The 18,891-nt window shown below is 68.9% G+C and carries 20 protein-coding genes; 15 read left to right on the forward strand and 5 right to left on the reverse strand.

Translation table 11 applies throughout. From position 1 onward, the window contains the following. Window positions 1–522, reverse strand: a 522-nt coding sequence (locus ACRDSQ_RS19845; RefSeq protein ID WP_431423115.1) for an inositol monophosphatase family protein, incomplete at its 3' end; no start/stop codon positions are given. Window positions 523–698: 176 nt separating this feature from the next. On the opposite strand from ACRDSQ_RS19845, the gene ACRDSQ_RS19850 reads away from it, so the two are divergent. The 4 genes from ACRDSQ_RS19850 (at window position 699) to ACRDSQ_RS19865 (ending at window position 4,542) form a co-directional block, all read left to right on the forward strand. After that, window positions 699–1,820 (forward strand): glycosyltransferase family 4 protein, encoded by a 1,122-nt coding sequence (locus ACRDSQ_RS19850; protein WP_431423116.1) that lies wholly within the window; start codon window positions 699–701, stop codon window positions 1,818–1,820. After that, window positions 1,820–2,929, forward strand: a complete 1,110-nt coding sequence (locus ACRDSQ_RS19855) for a glycosyltransferase (RefSeq protein WP_431423117.1) — start codon at window positions 1,820–1,822, stop codon at window positions 2,927–2,929. Before ACRDSQ_RS19850 ends, ACRDSQ_RS19855 begins: the two co-directional genes overlap by 1 nt. Window positions 2,930–2,951: 22 nt before the next feature. Further along, window positions 2,952–3,638 carry a demethylmenaquinone methyltransferase gene (locus ACRDSQ_RS19860; protein WP_431423118.1) on the forward strand — a complete coding sequence of 229 codons (687 nt, stop codon included), beginning with the start codon at window positions 2,952–2,954 and terminating at the stop codon, window positions 3,636–3,638. A gap of 403 nt (window positions 3,639–4,041) precedes the next feature. Further along, entirely contained in the window at window positions 4,042–4,542 is a 501-nt protein-coding gene (locus ACRDSQ_RS19865; protein WP_431423120.1) for a DoxX family membrane protein, read from the forward strand. A gap of 15 nt (window positions 4,543–4,557) precedes the next feature. Here ACRDSQ_RS19865 and ACRDSQ_RS19870 read toward each other — a convergent pair whose 3' ends face one another. Beyond that, window positions 4,558–5,127 carry a hypothetical protein gene (locus ACRDSQ_RS19870; RefSeq protein ID WP_431423122.1) on the reverse strand — a complete coding sequence of 190 codons (570 nt, stop codon included), beginning with the start codon at window positions 5,125–5,127 and terminating at the stop codon, window positions 4,558–4,560. Window positions 5,128–5,437: 310 nt separating this feature from the next. Here ACRDSQ_RS19870 and ACRDSQ_RS19875 point away from each other — a divergent pair, with 310 nt between their 5' ends. Genes ACRDSQ_RS19875 through ACRDSQ_RS19885 form a run of 3 tightly spaced genes read left to right on the forward strand, consistent with a single transcriptional unit; the run spans window position 5,438 to window position 8,531 of the window. Next, entirely contained in the window at window positions 5,438–6,730 is a 1,293-nt protein-coding gene (locus tag ACRDSQ_RS19875) for an MFS transporter (RefSeq protein WP_431423124.1), read from the forward strand. Further along, complete coding sequence (locus tag ACRDSQ_RS19880; protein ID WP_431423126.1) at window positions 6,727–7,539, forward strand: Rv1680 family SBP-like protein; 813 nt, start codon at window positions 6,727–6,729, stop codon at window positions 7,537–7,539. The genes ACRDSQ_RS19875 and ACRDSQ_RS19880 overlap by 4 nt, the downstream gene beginning before the upstream one ends. Then, window positions 7,533–8,531 (forward strand): Rv1681 family radical SAM protein, encoded by a 999-nt coding sequence (locus ACRDSQ_RS19885; RefSeq protein WP_431423128.1) that lies wholly within the window; start codon window positions 7,533–7,535, stop codon window positions 8,529–8,531. Before ACRDSQ_RS19880 ends, ACRDSQ_RS19885 begins: the two co-directional genes overlap by 7 nt. A gap of 31 nt (window positions 8,532–8,562) precedes the next feature. Here ACRDSQ_RS19885 and ACRDSQ_RS19890 read toward each other — a convergent pair whose 3' ends face one another. The 3 genes from ACRDSQ_RS19890 to ACRDSQ_RS19900 all read right to left on the reverse strand — a co-directional run bounded on the left by ACRDSQ_RS19890 (window position 8,563) and on the right by ACRDSQ_RS19900 (window position 10,710). Next, window positions 8,563–9,255, reverse strand: a complete 693-nt coding sequence (locus ACRDSQ_RS19890; protein WP_431423130.1) for a DUF4328 domain-containing protein — start codon at window positions 9,253–9,255, stop codon at window positions 8,563–8,565. Beyond that, window positions 9,252–9,935, reverse strand: coding sequence for a DUF4328 domain-containing protein (locus tag ACRDSQ_RS19895; protein WP_431423131.1), 684 nt, complete (start codon window positions 9,933–9,935; stop codon window positions 9,252–9,254). Before ACRDSQ_RS19895 ends, ACRDSQ_RS19890 begins: the two co-directional genes overlap by 4 nt. 70 nt (window positions 9,936–10,005) lie before the next feature. Beyond that, window positions 10,006–10,710 carry a DUF4328 domain-containing protein gene (locus tag ACRDSQ_RS19900; RefSeq protein ID WP_431423132.1) on the reverse strand — a complete coding sequence of 235 codons (705 nt, stop codon included), beginning with the start codon at window positions 10,708–10,710 and terminating at the stop codon, window positions 10,006–10,008. A 110-nt stretch (window positions 10,711–10,820) separates the two neighbouring features. On the opposite strand from ACRDSQ_RS19900, the gene ACRDSQ_RS19905 reads away from it, so the two are divergent. From ACRDSQ_RS19905 to ACRDSQ_RS19940, 8 genes are all read left to right on the forward strand, one after another. Further along, on the forward strand, window positions 10,821–12,122 hold the full coding sequence (locus ACRDSQ_RS19905; RefSeq protein ID WP_431423133.1) for a geranylgeranyl reductase family protein: 1,302 nt from the start codon (window positions 10,821–10,823) through the stop codon (window positions 12,120–12,122). 295 nt (window positions 12,123–12,417) lie between these two features. Next, window positions 12,418–12,816 (forward strand): NADH-quinone oxidoreductase subunit A, encoded by a 399-nt coding sequence (locus ACRDSQ_RS19910; protein ID WP_091382944.1) that lies wholly within the window; start codon window positions 12,418–12,420, stop codon window positions 12,814–12,816. 21 nt (window positions 12,817–12,837) lie between these two features. Then, complete coding sequence (locus ACRDSQ_RS19915) at window positions 12,838–13,389, forward strand: NuoB/complex I 20 kDa subunit family protein (RefSeq protein ID WP_431423135.1); 552 nt, start codon at window positions 12,838–12,840, stop codon at window positions 13,387–13,389. Window positions 13,390–13,397: 8 nt separating this feature from the next. Further along, window positions 13,398–14,177, forward strand: a complete 780-nt coding sequence (locus tag ACRDSQ_RS19920; RefSeq protein WP_431423137.1) for an NADH-quinone oxidoreductase subunit C — start codon at window positions 13,398–13,400, stop codon at window positions 14,175–14,177. Then, window positions 14,174–15,514 carry an NADH-quinone oxidoreductase subunit D gene (locus tag ACRDSQ_RS19925; protein WP_431423138.1) on the forward strand — a complete coding sequence of 447 codons (1,341 nt, stop codon included), beginning with the start codon at window positions 14,174–14,176 and terminating at the stop codon, window positions 15,512–15,514. The genes ACRDSQ_RS19920 and ACRDSQ_RS19925 overlap by 4 nt, the downstream gene beginning before the upstream one ends. Continuing rightward, on the forward strand, window positions 15,511–16,272 hold the full coding sequence (gene nuoE / locus ACRDSQ_RS19930) for an NADH-quinone oxidoreductase subunit NuoE (protein WP_431423139.1): 762 nt from the start codon (window positions 15,511–15,513) through the stop codon (window positions 16,270–16,272). The genes ACRDSQ_RS19925 and nuoE overlap by 4 nt, the downstream gene beginning before the upstream one ends. Then, complete coding sequence (gene nuoF / locus ACRDSQ_RS19935; RefSeq protein WP_431423141.1) at window positions 16,269–17,573, forward strand: NADH-quinone oxidoreductase subunit NuoF; 1,305 nt, start codon at window positions 16,269–16,271, stop codon at window positions 17,571–17,573. The genes nuoE and nuoF overlap by 4 nt, the downstream gene beginning before the upstream one ends. Continuing rightward, window positions 17,570–18,891 (forward strand): NADH-quinone oxidoreductase subunit G (locus tag ACRDSQ_RS19940; protein ID WP_431423142.1); only part of this gene is annotated, 1,322 nt, incomplete at its 3' end. The genes nuoF and ACRDSQ_RS19940, both read left to right, overlap by 4 nt.

An 18,891-nucleotide genomic window follows, 5' to 3' on the forward strand; every position in this document is an offset into this window, starting at 1 on the left:
GGTCAGCTCCGTGCACACGATCGCGCCCGCGGTGGACGTCCGGTCGGTCAGCGAGACCCGCTGGCCGTTCGCCCGGGCACCACGGCCGCGGGCGGCGGCGTAGATCTGGCCGCGGAAGGGGTCGGCGACCACGCCGACGACCGGACCCTCCGCGTCCACCAACGCGAGACTGTAGGCGCACCAGGGGACCCCGGCGACGTAGTTGGCGGTGCCGTCCACCGGGTCGACCACCCAGCGGAACTCGGCACCCTCGGAACCCACGTCCGCGCCGAACTCCTGGCCCACCACCGGGATCCCCGGGAACTCGGCGGTCAGGATGCGGCGGGTGTGGCGTTCGAGGGTGCGGTCGGTGTCGGTGACCCAGTCGAAGGGTGAGTCCTCGATCCCGGGCCTGGCCCCGCGTCCGGCTGTCGCGGTGATGACATCCGTGGCGTCGTTGGCGAGGCCTCCAGCGACCTCGAGGGCCCTGGACAGCAGGCCGGGCTCGACCGGCTTGCGGGGACGAGAGGACAAGAGCGTCATGCCAACCTAGAGTGACCACTCCGGGTGTCCGTGGTGCGACGCCAAGATGGCCACCTGTCGATTACCAGGCCAAGCTTGGCCGCGCCGACCCGACTCACGGGGAGTTCCGGCGCAGTTCGCCTATCGGTCATTCGGGTGACCCCTCGCGGGCAATAGCCAGGTGCGACGTTGCTGGTGTGCGCGTCGCCATCGTCACCGAGAGCTTCCTGCCGCAGGTCAACGGGGTCAGCAACTCCGTGCTGCGGGTCGTGGAACACCTCCATCAGCGCGGGCACCAGGCGATGGTCATCGCGCCCGGTGCCGGGCCCGACCGATACCTGCACGCGAATGTGAGCCGTGTGCCCGCGGTCGACCTGCCCGTCATCACGTCCCTGCCCATCGGCGTCCCCACGCCGAAGATCCTCACCGACCTCGCGGACTTCGACCCCGACGTCGTCCACCTCGCCTCGCCGTTCGTCCTCGGCGCGGGCGGCCTCTGGGCGGCCAGACGACTCGGCGTGCCGACGGTGGCCGTCTACCAGACCGATGTGGCCGGGTTCGCCGCCGCGTACGGCCTAAGCCGCGGCTCGCGGGCGGCGTGGCGGTGGATCCGCCGCATCCACAACAACTCCGACCGGACCCTGGCGCCGTCCACCGCGTCGGTCCGCGACCTGACCGACCACGGCATCCCGCGCGTCCACCGGTGGGGCCGCGGTGTCGACACCAAGCGCTTCGCCCCCGAACACGTCGACCGCGGGCTGCGCGCGGAACTCGCGCCCAACGGTGAGCTGCTCGTCGGCTACGTCGGCAGGCTCGCGCCGGAGAAGCAGGTCCAGCACCTCGCGGTCCTCAACGACCTGCCGGGTGTGCGGGTCGTCGTGGTCGGCGACGGGCCGGACCTGGACAACCTGCGCGCCCGCCTGCCCGGCGCGGCGTTCCTCGGCTTCCGCGGCGGCCACGAACTCGCCGTGGCCTACGCCAGCCTCGACGTCTTCGTGCACACCGGACCGCACGAGACGTTCTGCCAGGCCGTCCAGGAGGCGATGGCCTCGGGCCTGCCGGTGATCGCACCGAACGCGGGCGGCCCACGCGACCTGGTCGACCACGGCCGCACCGGCTTCCTCCTCGACCCGGCCCGCTTCGCCCCGGACCTGCGAGCGGCCGTCGAGCGGCTCGCCGACACGCTGCTGCGGCGGCGGATGGGCGCGGCCGGACGGTCCGACGTGCTCAGCCGGACGTGGTCAGCGGTGTGCGAGGAACTGGTCGGCCACTACGACGACGTCGCCATTGGAAGGCGGCGACGGCCCAAGGCCGCCTAGTGCGAATCGTTCAGCTCGCCAACTTCTACGGCCCACGGTCCGGCGGTCTTCGAACCGCGTTGCACCACCTGGGCGCGGGGTACGTGGCCGCCGGGCACGAGGTGACCCTCGTCGTCCCCGGCAGGCGCCGCGACGACGAGTGGCTGCCGTCCGGGGTCCGGCGGATCACCCTGCCCGCCCCCGCCATCCCCGGCACCGGCGGCTACCGGGCGGTCGACCCGCTGCGGGTCAAGGCGCTCCTGCCGTCCCTGCGCCCGGACCGCCTGGAGGTCTCCGACCGCCTAACCCTGCGCGGCATGGGCCGCTGGGCCGCCGACCACGACGTCCCCAGCGTGGTCATCTCCCACGAGCGGCTCGACCGGCTGCTGGAACAGTTCCTCTTCCCCGGCCCGGTCGCCCGGCGCTGCGCGGACGCCGCGAACCGCCGGATGGCCGCCTCCTACGACACCGTGGTCTGCACGACCGAGTTCGCGCGCGGGGAGTTCGACCGCATCGGCGCGGACAACATCCGCCGCGTCCCTCTGGGCGTGGACCTGACGACGTTCGCCCCCACCCGCCACGACGGCGCTCTTCGCGCGACCCTGGCCGCGGGGGCCGACGCCCTGCTCGTGCACTGCGGAAGGCTGTCCCCGGAGAAGCACGTCGAACGCAGCGTCGACGCCCTCGCCGAACTCCACGGCTCCGGGCACCGGGTGCGGCTCGTCGTGGCGGGCGACGGCCCTCGGATGGCTGCTTTGCGCAGGCGCGCGACCGGCCTGCCGGTCACTTTCCTGGGCTTCGTCTCCGACCGTGCCGACGTCGCCGCGCTCCTGGCCACCGCGGACGTCTCCCTCGCCCCCGGACCGCACGAGACGTTCGGCCTGGCCGCGTTGGAAGCCCTCGCGTCCGGCACCCCCGTGGTCGTGTCCGAGTCGTCCGCGCTCGGCGAGCTGGTGCGCCCGGAGTGCGGCGCCGCGGTCTCAGACCACGCCCCCGCTTTCGCGGGCGCGGTCGAGGGGTTGCTCTCCGTACCGGAGCCCGACCGCCGTGCCGCCGCGCGGGCGCGGGCCGAACAGTTCGACTGGCCCACGTCGGTGCGCGGAATGCTGACCGCGCTGAGCCTCAACTGACGCCTTCTCGTACAGTTCGGCCATGGCTCGCGCCGGTTTGGACAAAGATCCGCACGACATCGCCGACATGTTCGACGGGGTCGCCAAGGGGTATGACCGCACCAACTCGGTGATGACCCTCGGCTTCGACCGGCGATGGCGTGAACAGACCCGCCGCGTCCTCGACGCGGGACCGGGGGAGAAGGTGCTCGACCTGGCCGCGGGCACCGCGGTGTCGACCATCGAGCACGCCCGCACCGGCGCCTGGTGTGTGGCCGCCGACTTCTCCCAGGAGATGCTGCGCGGCGGCAAGTCCCGGGCGGTCCCCAAGGTCGCCGCGGACGCCTTCCACCTGCCGTTCACCGACGACGCCTTCGACGCCGTCACGGTGTCCTTCGGGCTGCGGAACATGAACGACACCGTCGCCGCGCTGCGCGAGATGGCCCGCGTGACCAGGCCCGGCGGCAGGCTGGTGATCTGCGAGGTCTCCCAGCCGCCCGCCAAGATCCTGCGCTGGCTCTACCACAACACCGTGCTACGCGGCCTGCCGCTGGTGACCCGGCCGTTCTCCTCGAACTCCGAGGCCTACGCCTACCTGGCCGAGTCGATGCGCGACTGGCACGACCAGCGCGCGGTCGCGGAGATGATCGCCGAGGCGGGCTGGGGCGAGGTCGAGTGGCTCAACCTCACCTTCGGCGTCGTCGCCCTGCACCGGGCCATCAAGCCGTAAGCCAAGAGTCATCACACGCTGGTCGGACCCTCCAGATCCTCAAGCTCGTCGTCACCCACCATCTGCGGGTAGAGCGGTTCGGCGAGAAAGTCGGTCACCCGGATCGTGAAGGGTCTGCTCCGGCCAGTGCGCGCGGAACGGGAACTCACCGTCCTTGACGCGTTCCCAGGTGGACAGCGGCGCACCGAACTTAAGCGGTTGGTAACAAGTTCAGGCCAGTTGCGGGACCCCGGTAGTGGGACGATTGACGTCCAGGCCGGAACGGCTCGCGCCGGTACGTCCCCCGCGGTGCGAGCCGCGTGCACGCCTCGGTAGCAGCTCGTGGTTCGGCGAACACTTGTTCACGACTCGAGTAGAGGTGGCGGCGATGAATGGGATCACTGAGACGGCTGACCGTAGGGTCGTGTCCCCGCGACTGTTGGGCGGTGGGTTCGCCGCGCTGCGGGTCTTCTTCGGCGCGATCTGGTTGAGCAACGGGTTGGCCAAGGTATTCGCCAACCAGAACAGCAACTTCGACTGGGGCTTCGTGTCGTTCAACCTCATCAACCGGCCGGCCGCCAAGTCCATCCTGGAGGGTGCGTCGGATGACACGTTCCAGCCGCTGCGCTGGATCTACCACGATTTCGTGCTGGGCAACTGGGGCCTCTTTCAGTGGTTCCTGACCATTGCCGAGGTGGTCGCGGGACTAATGTTGCTGCTCGGCGTCGCCGCGCGACTGGGCGCTCTGATCGGGCTGATGCTCATTGGTCCGGTCTGGGTCATGCTGCTTGACTCCAACCAGTACTTCTGGGCCTATCCGGTTGAACTGCTGCCGCTGCTGGTGCTCGCGATAGTGCCCGCGGGCCGGATGTTCGGTCAGGATGGCAAACTCGCCACGCGCTACGCCGGACGCTGGCCGTTCTGACAGGACTGCCGAAGGTCACAGACCGAGGTCCGCGCGCAGTGCCCTGATCGCGGTGTCGACTCTGTCGTTCAGGCCCGAGGCTGTCGGATCGATTCCGCGGCCAAGATGGACCACCCACACGAGATCGTCGGTTTCGGGGCGGCGTCGGACGGTGATCAGCGCGCGGCCCGGGTTGACCGACACCACGGTGCGCACGATGACAGAGGCGGCGACGCGGTCCCTGATCACCGGGCCAAGCCTGCCGGCTTCGTCCAGGTGAAGGGTGAGCGGCGCGCGCTCGCTTCCGGGCAGCGCGGTCAGGGTGAGGTCGCTGCCGTCGGGGTTCCAGTCGACGCGGTCGATCTCCTCCCACCCGACCCGGTTCCAGGTGTCGGCCGTGTCGGCAGGGTGGTGGTAGAGGGCTCGGGTTGAGCAGACGACACCCGCTGGGTCGCCCGCGGCGCTGCCGGTGGCCAGGACTCGTTCGGTCCGGGCGAGGGGCGGCGGTGGGTCTGATGTGGACGCGTGTCCGGCGTCGGCGAATCGGTCTCGCCTGACCGCTGTCGCCAGCCAGTTGTGGGTCCAGGATCCGTGGTGTGTCGTCATGGCCGCTCCCATCGCCTCATGTCAGTGAACCGCGGGTGCACGGTCGTGATGCCGGGCGCAGGGAACTCGTAAGAGTCTGATTAGCTTTGTCCGGAGCGGAGATCCCAACCGGCGCCGTCAGGTATTAGGACCTTCTTACGGACGCCGCCGAGGAGAGAAAACGGGCGGTACCGCCGTTAGTCTTCCTTGGTCGTCGCTTTCCGCTCGCGCGAAGCGCCTCCCATCTGGAGGACGAATGCCTGATCGACTTGATCGGTCGCCGTGGCGGCCAATGCACACCCGGATCGCCGTCGCCCTGGGTTTGGGTTGGATGCTTGACGCGTTCGAGGTCCAGATCATCGGATCGGTGATCCCCGGGATCCAGGCGGAGTTCGGCTTGGGCGGGTCCCGCTCAGTGTGGATCAACGTCGTGTGGTTCACCGGGATCGCACTCGGCGCCCTGGGCTTCGGGTATCTGGCCGACCGGGTGGGCAGGCGCCGGCTCTTCCTTGGCACGCTGGCGCTGTACTCGCTGGCGGCGGTGGCGACCGCGACCGCGCCGAACTACGAGGTGTTCGTCGTCTTCCGGTTCCTGACCGCGTTGGGGGTGGGCGGCGAGTACTCGGCGGTCACCTCGGCGATCGCGGAGTTCACCCCCGCGCACAGCCGGGGCCGCAGCAACGGCCTGGTGATGTCGTTCTGGGCGCTGGGCGGCATCCTCGCGAGCCTGGTATCCATCACGGTGATCTCGACGCTGGGCCTGACCTGGCGATACACCATGCTCTTCGGAGTGATCAGCGCGGGCTATGGACTGGTGGCGCGGCGCCTGGTGCCCGAGTCGCCGCGGTGGCTCGCCTCCCAGGGCAGGCTTGTCGAGGCAGACCGGGTGGTCGTCGACATCACCGGGATGACGAAGCCGCAGGGGTATCCGCCGCCTGTCGAGTCGAGCACCACGTCGAGCAGGTTGGCCGAGTTGTGGACCTACCACCGTGGCCGGTTGTTCTACGGCATGGCACTGGACTTCTCCGAGGCTGCGGGGTACTACGGTCTGTTCACCGCGATGAGCGTGTTCGTGTTCTCCCCGGCGACCGGGTTGGTGCCGGTCAGCGCGCAGGCGTTGCCGTACTACTTCCTGATCGCCAACCTTGGCGCGTTGGCGGGCGGGATCATCGTGTCGGTCGCGCTGGACCGGATCGGGCGCCGTCCGACGGTCACCGGTTCCTACCTGCTGGCCGCGCTGAGCATGCTCGGCTGTGCTGCCGCCGCGACATCCGGTTCGCTCCCAGCCGTGGTCGCAGCGTTCACCGTTGCCGCGTTCTTCGCGACGTGCGCCTGGGTCTCGGCCTACCCGTCGTTCTCCGAACTGTTTCCCACCCACCTGCGGGCGACCGGGGTCGGCGCGTCGGTCTGTGTCGGGCGGGTCGGCGCGGTCGTCGGTCAGATCGTGCTCGCCGAGACGGCCGTGGTCTTCAGCCTCAGTTCGATGTTCGTGGTGCTTGGCGGTTTCTGGCTGATCGGCGCGGTAGCCGGGGCGTTGTGGTGGTGGCGGGGCATCGAGGCTCGCGGCGTCAGCGTGGAGACGTTGGCAAGGCGCGTGGATTCTCGTAAGGAGTTCGTGACATGAGCAAGCCGCTGATGGTGGGCGCCGTTGCCTACACCCCCAACGTAGTGACCATTTGGGAGGGAATGCGCGACTACTTCGCCGATGGCCCGGCGCAACTGGACTTCGTGCTGTTCTCCAACTACGGCAGCCAGGTCGACGCCTTGCTGGACGGCATGGTCGACATCGCCTGGAACACCAACCTGGCGTGGGTGCGCACCGTGACCCAGACCGGCGGGGCGTGTCGCGCGCTCGCGATGCGCGATGTGGACACGGTGTTCCAGACACTTTTCGTAGCACGCACAGGTAGTGGACTGTCCGATTTGGATGGACTGCGCGGCAGGCGGCTGGCGCTGGGATCGAGGGACTCCGCTCAGGCCGCGATCCTGCCCGTCCACTTCCTGACGCGCGCGGGCGTGTCAGCCAACGAGATGGAACTGGTCCGAATCGACAGTGACGTCGGCAAACACGGCGACACCGGCCGCAGCGAGCTCGACGCGCTGCGCGCCGTCCTCGATGATCGCGCCGACGCCGCCGCGATCGGCATCAACACCTGGGAGGCGATCGGCCGCGACGAACTCATGCCCGGCGCGTTCGAGGAGTTCTGGCGCTCCCCCACCTACTGTCATTGCAACTTCACCGCTCTCCCATCCTTGTCCGAAGACCAGAGCGCACCCTGGGTCGACCAGCTCCTCGCCATGGACTGGGACAATCCGGACCACCGCCCGATCCTGGAGATGGAGGGCCTGCGCCGCTGGGTCCGCCCGAAACTCGACGGATACGCCTCCTTGTTCGACGCGGTGCGCACGCAAGGCATCCCCAGCCGATGGTGAACCACCGGCTGATCCTCGACCTGGTGGAGCGGACCGGAGAGGCCCCGCGCGGCTCCACCGTCACGGTGGAGCTTGGTGAGGACACGGCCGCGGCGCAGACAGTCGCGGCCTGGTGTGAGCGTGCGGGACACGCCCTCGTGCAGGTGCGGGGCACCACAGCGGTAGTCAGGTGTGGGCCGGCCGTCGACGTGCTCGCCGGGATCGAGCCCGAACAGGTCCCCGGCACCAGGGTATGGCTCTACACGAACTTCGACTGCAACCTGGCCTGCGACTACTGCTGCGCCCGGTCCTCCCCGCGAACCCCTCGTCGAGCGCTTGGGCTCGATAGAGTCCGCCGCCTGGCGGCCGAGGCCGCGGACGCCGGGGTGTCCGAGTTGCTACTCACCGGTGGCGAGCCGTTCCTGCTCCCGGACATCGACCAACTTGCCAACGCCTGCACCAGGCACCTGCCCACCACGCTGCTCACCAACGGCATGCTCTTTCGCGGTAGCCGACTCGATCGCCTCCGAGCCATGGACCGAACCAGGCTGGCCGTGCAGATAAGCCTCGACTCGGCTACGCCGGAGCCGCACGACCGGCACCGCGGTGTCGGAACCTGGGCCAAGGCGGTCGAGGGGATCCGCATCGCGGGCTCGGAAGGGTTCCGCGTGCGTGTCGCCGCCACTGTCCCCGCCGAGCACACCCACCAGGTCGATGGATTCCACGCCTTCCTGGACACCCTCGGTATCGCCCGCGCGGACCAGATCATCCGCGCTCTCGCCCACCGCGGCGTGGCCGAGAACGGAGTGGAACTCACCATCGAGTCGCTGATCCCGGAGATCACCGTCACCGCCGAGGGCGTCTATTGGCATCCCGTCGGCGCGGATCACGCCGACCAGCTGGTCACTCGGGAACTGTTCCCTCTGGTCCGCGCGATCACTGAAGTCCGCAGACGCTTCATCGAGTATCGCACCAGCGCCTCGGCCACGGCGCAATGGTTTCCCTGCGCCTGACCTGGCCGGGCCGCGAACCGCGTCTGACCAGTCAGCTCCGCTCCCGACCCGGCCGAGGCTGCTCCTGCCGGCGGCTGACCCGGACGATGGCCATGATGATCAGCACCCCGGCCATGAGCATCAGGACCGCGCTCACCGACTTGATTATCGCCAGGGTGTGGTACTTCTCCAGCGTCGGCGAGGTCTGCTGGTCGTTGACCAGCGCGGACACCCGGCCGATCACGAAGCTGCCGACCCAGCACGCCCACCACACACGCAGCACCGCGCTGCCCGGCACCTGCCTGAGCGACTCCAGCCGCCACGGCACGTCCGGCTTGCTGGCCTTCCACACGTCGGACATGACCTGATACGGGAACCACAGGTTCACCACCGGGCAGAACCACGACCCGCCGACCCACGGCTTCGAGTGCCGGTGCGGCGCGTCGCAGAGCAAGTCGGCGTTCGCGCGGGCGCGATAGAGCCACAGCAGGAACGCGATCGCGGCGGCGGCCAACACGAAGAAGTAGGTCGCGCCGTACTCGATCGTCAGGTCACGCGCCGCGAGCGCGTCCTCGAACGTCGCGTCCTGCCGCTTGTAGTCGACCACGGCGCGATAGGCGTTCCAGTTCGCCACCGCCGACGCGATCGCCAGCACCACCGAAGCCACGATCAGCACCGAGGCCACGATGCCGCGCCGCCTCACCGGTCGGACCGACAGGTAGCGGCGCGGCTGCGCGCTGGTCATGACACCTCCCGCGGCGGCGACTGCCAGCGGGTGATCTGCCGCATGGCCATGATGATGAGCACCCCGGACACCGCTATCAAGACAGTCACCAGCGTCTCGGCGATGGCGACCGCCCGGAACATCTCCTTCGTCGGGTCGGCCTCGTCGTAGATGACCTTCGCCGCGACCCGGTCGATCACGAAACTGGCCGCCCAGCAGGCCCACCAAAGACCCAGCTGCGCACTGCCCGACACGAACCGCAGCGAGCCCATCCGCTCGGTCGCGAGTGTCTCGAGCTGCCTGCGGGTGTCCGGGTTGCTGGCCTTCCAGACGTCGCTGACCACCTGGTAGGGGAACCACAGGTTGACGATCGGGCAGATCCACGAGCCGACCACCCACCCGCGGGAGCGCTGGTGGGGCGCTTCGCAGAGGGTTTCCGAGTTCAGCCGCGCCCGGTAGAGCCAGATGACGAACACGACGCCCGTGACGACGAGAACGGCGAGCCGGGTCCAGGTGATCGACGCGACGAGGTCGTCGGCCGCGAGGAGATCGGGCACGCCCACCGTCGGGTCGTCGTCGAGGAACCGCTCGGCCAGGAAGTACGCGTTCCAAGTGGACCACGCCCCCACGATTCCGAGCGTGGTGGTGATCGCGATCAGGACCGCGGAGACGACGCCCAGTCCGGCGACGGGGCGCAACATCCGATAGAGGTATGGGTCTAAAGCAGGTGTGGTCATGAGTTCCCCAGTTAGTCGATTCGCACGAACCATGTCAGGCGCGGGCCTGTGCCTGCCAGCGGATAATCCGGTGGACACAGAGGATGATCAGCACGCCCGCGACGGCCGTGAGCATCTCGGCCGCGGTGATCACCAACGCGACGGCCCGAAGCTCGTCCAGCGGAGTCACCGTGGGTGCGACAAGAACCAGCCCGCCAAGTGTGCTGACCGCGTAGGACGCCATCCAGAACCCCCACCACAGGCCGAGCTGAGGGCTTCCCGGCACGGTCCGCAGGGAATCCAGCCTGCGCGGGGTGGCCGGGTCACTGGCCTTCCAGATGTCGCTGACCACCTGGAACGGGTACCAGAAGTTGACGATCGGGACGACCCAGCTCCAGCCGACCCACCGCTGGGACCGCCGGTGGGGCGCGTCGCAGAAGATCTCGGCGTTGCGGCGGACCTGGTACAGCCACGTGATGAACGCGATCCCCGCGAGCAGGTACAGGCCGTAGTTGGTGAGGGTCAGGGCGACCCGCAGGTCCTCGGCGGCGACGACCTCATCGGGCCCGACCGTCGCGCTGCCCTGCTCGAACTGCTCGAAGACGTAGTAGTCGTTCCATGCCGACCACGCCGTCGCCATCCCGGTGGCGACGGTGAGCGCGATCAGGACGGCGGCGAGGTAGCCCGCGAATCCAGTCGGTCGGACAAGCAGATATCGGCGTTGCTCGCCCAGCAGGACGGCAGCGTTCGGTGTGGTCATGGCTCCCCCAGGAGTGTCGTCGACGTGCCGCGAGACATCGGACACGGCGGGCGAACTGTTTCACACCTCTAGACTCGCGTGAGTATGTGAAGGCTTTCTCAAGGAGCGTCATGAGCACTTCGATCAGTCGCCGCAAGGCGGGCGAGGACGCCGAGGTCATCGTGGTGGGCGCCGGACCGGCCGGTTCCACCGCCGCGACCTACCTGGCTCGCGCGGGTCTGGATGTGTTGCTCCTCGAGAAGAGCACCTTCCCCCGCGAGAAGGTCTGTGGCGACGGTTTGACCCCGCGCGGCGTCAAACAGCTCATCGACCTCGGGATCGACACCCGCGAGGAAGCGGGCTGGCTGCACAACAAGGGACTGCGCGTCGTCGGCGGCGGGGTGACCCTCGAACTCGACTGGCCGGACCTGGCGTCGTTCCCGCCCTACGGCGTGGTCCGCACCCGGCAGGACTTCGACGAGATGCTCGCCCGCACCGCCCAGCGCGCGGGCGCCCGGCTCGCCGAGCAGACCACGGTCACCGGCGCGGTCACCGACGAGCGCACCGGCCGAGTCGTCGGGGTGACCGCGAAAGCGGGCCCGGACAAGACCCCGGTCACTTACCGCGCGCCGATCATCCTGGCCTGTGACGGTGTCTCCGCCCGGCTCGCGCTGTCGGTCGGCATGGAGAAGATCGACGCCCGCCCGATGGGTGTCGCGGTCCGCCGCTACTACGCCAGCCCCCGCAGCAAGGACGACTACCTGGAGTCGCACCTGGAGCTGTGGGACAAGTCCGACCCGGCCAACCCCGTGCTGCTCCCCGGCTATGGCTGGATCTTCGGCATGGGCGACGGCACGGTCAACGTCGGGCTCGGCATGCTCTCCACGTCGAAGGCCTACGGCAACACCGACTACCGCAAGCTCATGCGCTCCTGGCTCGACGGCACCCCCGAGGAGTGGGGCTTCCGCGAGCACAACGCGCTGGGCAAGGTCGGCGGCGCCGGGCTGCCCATGGGCTTCAACCGGACCCCGCACTACCGCGACGGCCTGCTGCTCGTCGGCGACGCGGGCGGCATGGTCAACCCGTTCAACGGCGAGGGCATCGGCTACGCGATGGAGTCCGCCCGGCTGGCCGCCGAGTGCGTCATCCAGGCGATGGCCCGCGCGGAGGGGCCGGCCCGTGAGCGCGCTCTCGCCGGGTATCCGGTGGCGCTGCGGCAGTCGCTGGGCAGCTACTACCGGCTCGGCAACGTCTTCTCCAAGCTGATCGGAAATCCGGTCGTCATGCGGACGGCGACCAAATACGGCATGCCGCGCAAGACGCTGATGAAACTCGTTCTCAAGCTCCTCGCGGGCCTTTACGACGAGAAGGACGGCGACGCTTTCGACCGCGTCATCACCGCGGCGACCCGCATGGCGCCTACCGTCAAGTAACCGCTGTTCGCAGTCGCTAGCACCGCGTTAGCGCAGGTCGCGGCCCTCTCGAATGCTCTGTTGTGGACATCACTCGTTCACGGAGAGTTGCCGAGGGGGCCGCGTTTCGCGTTGTGAGCCAGGTCCTAGACTGGCGCCGATAAGTTGTGAAGCCCTTCACATCCGAGCGGTTTGGCTTGTGAATGTTTTCACAAACTACGCCCGAATTAGTTAGGTCATCCTAACCGGCTCGGGTGTGACCGAGGACCCATAGGGTTCCGGCCGTAGGCGGCGGGAAAGGACAGCGGCGGTGTCGATGCTCCAAGCACAGTCAGCGGATGTGTCGTCAGGCTTGGGGATCTACTTCCCCTTGGTCGTGATGTTCGTCCTGGCGGCGGGCTTCGCGGTGTTCTCGGCGTTGCTCGGCCCGCTCCTGGGCCCGAGCCGCTACAACCGGGCGAAGTTCGAGGCCTACGAGTGCGGCATCGAGCCATCGCCGCAGCCGGTCGCGGGCGGTGGCCGCGTGCCGGTCGCCTACTACCTCACGGCGATGCTCTTCATCCTGTTCGACATCGAAATGGTGTTCCTCTACCCGTTCGCGGTCTCGGCGGACGCCCTCGGCCTGTTCGGCCTGGTGGAGATCTTCTTGTTCATCGCAACGGTCGGCTTCGCGTACGCCTATGTCTGGCGGCGCGGCGGCCTCGACTGGAACTGACGGGGGAAGGAGGCAGACGTCATGGGTATCGAAGAGAAGCTCCCCAACGGAATCATGTTGGCCAGCCTGGAAAAGCTGGTGAACTGGGGACGCAAGAACTCGCTGTGGCCTGCCACGTTCGGACTGGCCTGCTGTGCCATCGAGATGATGACCACCGGTGGTCCGCGCTACGACATCGCCCGCTTCGGCATGGAGGCGTTCCGCGCCTCCCCGCGCCAGGCCGACCTGATGATCGTCGCCGGCCGGGTCACCAACAAGATGGCCCCGGTGCTGCGCCAGATCTACGACCAGATGGCCGAGCCGCGCTGGGTGCTGGCGATGGGCGTGTGCGCCTCCTCGGGCGGCATGTTCAACAACGACGCCGTGGTGCAGGGCGTCGACCACATCGTGCCGGTCGACATGTACCTGCCCGGCTGCCCGCCGCGCCCGGAGATGCTGCTCGACGCGATCCTCAAGCTGCACGCCAAGATCCAGGACGAGCCGATCAACGCCACCCGCGCGGCGATCCGCGCCGCCAGCGGTGAGCGCACCGAGCTGATCGCGTCCTCCATCAAGTACGGCAAGAAGAAGTAGACGGACCCATGTCTGACACCCCCACCACCGGCGGCGAGCAGTCCAGCGCCGACCGTCCCACTCCCGGCCAGGAACCCGACAAGGACCTGGCCCGCCCCGCCGAGCACCAGGCGCCCGTGCCCGCCGAGCCGGTCGTTCTCGGACGCACCCGCCAGGGCATGTTCAACGTCGCGGGCACCGGCGACACCACCGGCTTCGGCGGCCTGAGCCTGCCCGCGTACGCCCCGGCCCCGGCCGAGCGCCCCTACGGCGGCTGGTTCGACGAGCTGACCGACGACCTGCGCGCGGCCATGGCCCGCCGGGAGATCCCGGCCGAGGCGATCCAGCAGGTCACCGTCGACCGCGGCGAGATCACCTTCTACGTCCGCCGCGAAGACCTGGTCGCGCTCTGCTGGACCCTGCGCGACGAGCCCGCCCTGCGCTTCGAGCTGTGCAGCTCGGTGTCCGGTGTGGACTACGGCGTGGACGTGCCGCAGCGCCTGCACTCGGTCTACCACCTGACGTCGATGACGTTCCGCCGCCGCATCCGGCTGGAGGTCGCCGTCGACGTCACCGACGCGCACATCCCGTCGGTCGTCGAGGTCTACCCGACCGCCGACTGGCAGGAGCGCGAGGCCTGGGACATGTTCGGGATCGTCTACGACGGACACCCCGCGCTGACCCGGATCCTCATGCCGGACGACTGGGACGGCCACCCCCAGCGCAAGGACTACCCGCTCGGCGGGATCCCGGTGGAGTACAAGGGCGCGGAGATCCCCCCGCCCGACCAGCGGAGGTCTTACTCGTGACCACTCAGTCGAACAACACGCATCCACACTCCGTTGACTATGCCGACGAGCGCGACACGACCGAAGGTCGCGTCTACACCGTCACGGGTGGCGACTGGGACGAGATCCTGGACGACGCCATCCACGACGAGCGCATCGTCATCAACCTGGGCCCGCAGCACCCCTCAACCCACGGCGTGCTGCGCCTGGTGCTCGAACTCGAGGGCGAGACGGTCACCCAGGCCCGCTCGGTCGTCGGCTACCTCCACACCGGCATCGAGAAGAACTGCGAGTACCGCACCTGGACCCAGGGCGTCACCTTCGTGACGCGCATGGACTACCTGGCGCCGCTGTCCAACGAGGCCGCGTACTGCCTGGCGATCGAGAAGCTGCTCGGCATCGAGGCGCCGCGCCGCGCCCAGGTCGCCCGGGTGATGCTGCTGGAGCTCAACCGCATCAGCTCGCACCTCGTCGCGCTGGCGACGGGCGGCATGGAGCTCGGCTCCCTGACCGCCATGACCGCGGGCTTCCGTGAGCGTGAGGAAGTCCTGCACCTGCTGGAGCACCTCACCGGCCTGCGGATGAACCACGCGTTCATCCGCCCCGGCGGTCTCGCGCAGGACCTCCCGGCGGACTACCACCAGAAGGTCACCGACTTCATCAAGGTGATGGACTCGCGCCTGCCGGACTACGACAAGCTGCTGACCGGCCAGCCGATCTGGCGCAACCGGCTCGTCGGCGTCGGGTACCTCCCGGTCGACGCGTGCCTCGCGCTCGGCGTCACCGGCCCGATCCTGCGGTCCGCGGGCCTGGCCTGGGACCTGCGCAAGACCGAGCCGTACCTGGGTTACGAGGAGTACGACTTCGAGGTCCCGACCTCGAACGCCGCCGACTCCTTCGCCCGGTATCTGCTGCGCGTCGAGGAGATCCACCAGTCGCTCAAGATCGTCGCCCAGTGCCTCAAGAAGCTGGAGCCGGGCCCGGTCATGGTCGCCGACCAGAAGATCGCGTGGCCGGCGAAGCTGAGCATCGGCGCCGACGGCATGGGCAACTCCCTGGACCACGTCCGCAAGATCATGGGCCAGTCCATGGAGTCGCTGATCCACCACTTCAAGCTGGTCACCGAGGGCTTCAAGGTCCCGGCGGGCCAGGTGTACGTGCCGGTCGAGTCCCCGCGCGGCGAGTTGGGCTACCACCTGGTCTCCGACGGCGGCACCCGTCCGATGCGCGTGCACGTGCGCGAACCAAGCTTCATCAACCTGCAGGCGATGCCCGCGATGTCCGAGGGCGGCATGGTGGCCGATGTGATCGCCGCCGTCGCCTCGATCGACCCCGTGATGGGAGGTTGTGACCGATGAGCGCGGAACCCATCGCGGTCACCGAATCCGTGGACCTCAGCGTCTTCGGCGAGGACATCGCCACCTTGGCGCAGGAGATCGTCGCCCGGTACCCGCAGTCGCGCTCGGCGCTGCTGCCGATGCTGCACCTCGTGCAGTCGGTCGAGGGCAAGGTGAGCCAGGCGGGCATCCAGTTCTGCGCCGCCCAACTCGACCTGACCGCGGCCGAGGTCAGCGCGGTCGCGACGTTCTACACCATGTACAAGCGCAAGACCTGCGGTGAGCACCTGGTTTCGGTGTGCACCAACACGTTGTGCGCGGTGCTCGGCGGCGACGCCATCTACAAGGCGCTCGGCGAGCACCTCGGTGAGGGCGGCAAGCGCCTGGGCCACAACGAGACCGCGGGTGAGCCGGGTGCGCCGGGCTCGATCACGCTGGAGCACGCCGAGTGTCTCGCGGCCTGCGACCTCGGTCCGGTCCTGCAGGTCAACTACGAGTTCTTCGACAACCAGACCCCCGAGTCGGCCGTCGCGCTCGTCGACGCGCTGCGCGCGGGGGAGAAGCCCCAGCCGACGCGCGGCGCGCCGCTGCGTGACTTCCGCACCGCGGAGCTGGAACTCGCCGGCTTCTGGCCGGAGGACGAAGTCGACTACCGCTCCACTGTGGACGGACCGTCGGCCGCCGTGGAGACCCTGCGCGGGGCCAAGCTCGCTGAGGACCGCGGCTGGACCGCCCCCGCCATGACTGATGTCGCGTTGCCGGAGGTTGAGAAGAAGTGACAACCCCGAACAAGCCGGCGCCGGTCACCCCAGTGTTGACCAAGCGTTGGCTGTCCCCACAGTCCTGGTCGATCAAGACCTACGAACAGCTCGAGGGCTACACCGCGCTGCGCAAGGCGCTCAAGGGCACGCCCGAGCAGCTTGTCCAACTGGTGAAGGACTCCGGTCTGCGCGGCCGCGGCGGCGCGGGATTCCCCGCCGGCATCAAGTGGTCGTTCATGCCGCAGAACGAGGACAAGCCGCACTACCTCGTCATCAACGCCGACGAAGGCGAACCGGGAACCTGCAAGGACATCCCGCTGATGATGGCCGACCCGCACTCGCTGATCGAGGGCTGCGTCATCGCCTCGTACGCGATGCGGTCGCACCACTGCTTCATTTACGTGCGCGGCGAGGCCCTGCACTGCATCCGCAGGCTCAACGCGGCGGTCCGCGAGGCGCATGCCGCCGGGTACCTGGGCAAGGACATCCTCGGCTCCGGGTTCGACCTGGAGATCACCGTCCACGCGGGCGCGGGCGCCTACATCTGCGGTGAGGAAACCGCGCTGCTCGACTCGCTGGAGGGCCGCCGAGGCCAGCCGCGGCTCAAGCCGCCGTTCCCCGCCGCCGCCGGTCTCTACGCCGCGCCGACGACGGTCAACAACGTCGAGACCATCGCGAGCGTGCCGTTCATCGTCAACGGCGGCTCCGACTGGTTCCGCACCATGGGCACCGCGAAGTCGCCCGGCCCCAAGATCTACTCGATCTCGGGCCATGTCGAGAAGCCCGGCCAGTACGAAGCGCCGCTCGGCACGACGCTGCGGGAACTGCTCGAACTCGCGGGCGGCATGAAGGACGGCATCCCGCTGAAGTTCTGGACCCCGGGTGGCTCGTCCACGCCGATGTTCACCACCGAGCACCTCGACGTCCCGCTGGACTTCGAAGGCGCGGCGGAGGCAGGTTCCATGCTGGGCACCACCGCGGTCATGGTCTTCAACGAGACCGTGTCCGTGCCGTGGGCGGTCATGAAGTGGACCGAGTTCTACGAACACGAGTCCTGCGGCAAGTGCACCCCATGCCGCGAGGGCACGTACTGGCTCGCGGGCATCCTGCAGCGCATGGTCGAAGGCCACGGCACGCCCGCGGACATCGACACGCTGCTCGACATCTGCGACAACATCCTCGGCCGCTCGTTCTGCGCGCTCGGCGACGGCGCGGTCAGCCCGATCACCAGCGGCATCAAGTACTTCCGCGACGAATTCCTGGCCCTGTGCGAGAAGAACAGGGTCGGCGCGCACGCACTGGCAGGAGCGCAGTCATGACCATCGCGCCCGAGAACCCCACGACGCTCGAGAAGCCTCCCGTTCCCGAGGGACACGTGCGGCTGACGATCGACGGGGCCGAGGTGATCGCGCCCAAGGGCGAGCTGATCATTCGCACCGCCGAGCGGCTCGGCATCCAGATCCCCCGGTTCTGCGACCACCCGCTGCTCGAACCGGCGGGCGCCTGCCGCCAGTGCCTGGTCGAGGTCGAGATGGGTGGGCGCCCCATGCCCAAGCCCCAGGCCTCCTGCACGATGACCGTCGGCGACGACATGGTCGTCAAGACCCAGCTCACCTCGCCGGTCGCCGACAAGGCGCAGCAGGGCGTGATGGAGCTGCTGCTCATCAACCACCCGCTGGACTGTCCGGTCTGCGACACGGGCGGCGAGTGCCCGCTGCAGACCCAGGCGATGTCCAACGGCCGCGCGGAGTCGCGCTTCGGCGAGGTGAAGCGCACCTTCGCCAAGCCGGTGCCGATCTCCGCGCAGGTCCTGCTCGACCGCGAACGCTGCGTGCTGTGCGCGCGCTGCACCCGGTTCTCCAAGCAGGTGGCCGGCGACCCGTTCATCGACATGTTCGAGCGCGGTGCGCTGCAGCAGGTGGCGGTCTACGAGAAGGACCCGCTGGAGTCGTACTTCTCCGGCAACACGATCCAGATCTGCCCGGTCGGCGCGCTCACCTCCGCGGCCTACCGTTTCCGGGCCAGGCCGTTCGACCTCGTCTCGTCGCCGTCGGTGTGCGAGCACTGCGCGTCCGGCTGTGCGCTGCGCACCGACCACCGGCGCGGCAAGGTGATGCGCCGGCTGGCCGGCGACGACCCGGCGGTGAACGAGGAGTGGAACTGCGACAAGGGCCGGTTCGCGTTCACGTACGCGACGCTGCCGAGTCGCATCTTGACGCCGCTGGTCCGTGAGGACGACGGCACGCTGGTGCCCGCGTCGTGGCGTGAGGCGCTGGCCGTCGCGGCCGAGGGGCTCGCGCAGGCGCGCGGCCGCGCCGGAGTGCTGACCGGTGGCCGGGTCACCCTCGAAGATGCGTACGGCTACGCGAAGTTCGCCCGCGTCGTGCTCGACACCAACGACATCGACTTCCGCGCCCGGGCGCACTCCGCCGAGGAGGCCGACTTCCTGGCCGCAGCGGTGGCGGGGCGTGGCGTGCTCGCCGGCGAGGGGCCGACCTACGACGACCTCGAGGCCGCTCCCGCCGTCCTGCTCGTCGGCTTCGAGCCCGAAGAGGAGTCGCCGATCGTCTTCCTGCGGCTGCGCAAGGCGGTGCGCAAGCACGGGCAGCGGGTCTTCTCGATCGCGCCGTTCGTGAC

Source organism: Actinokineospora sp., assembly GCF_050699995.1.
In the GTDB taxonomy this organism is placed as follows: Bacteria; Actinomycetota; Actinomycetes; order Mycobacteriales; family Pseudonocardiaceae; genus Actinokineospora.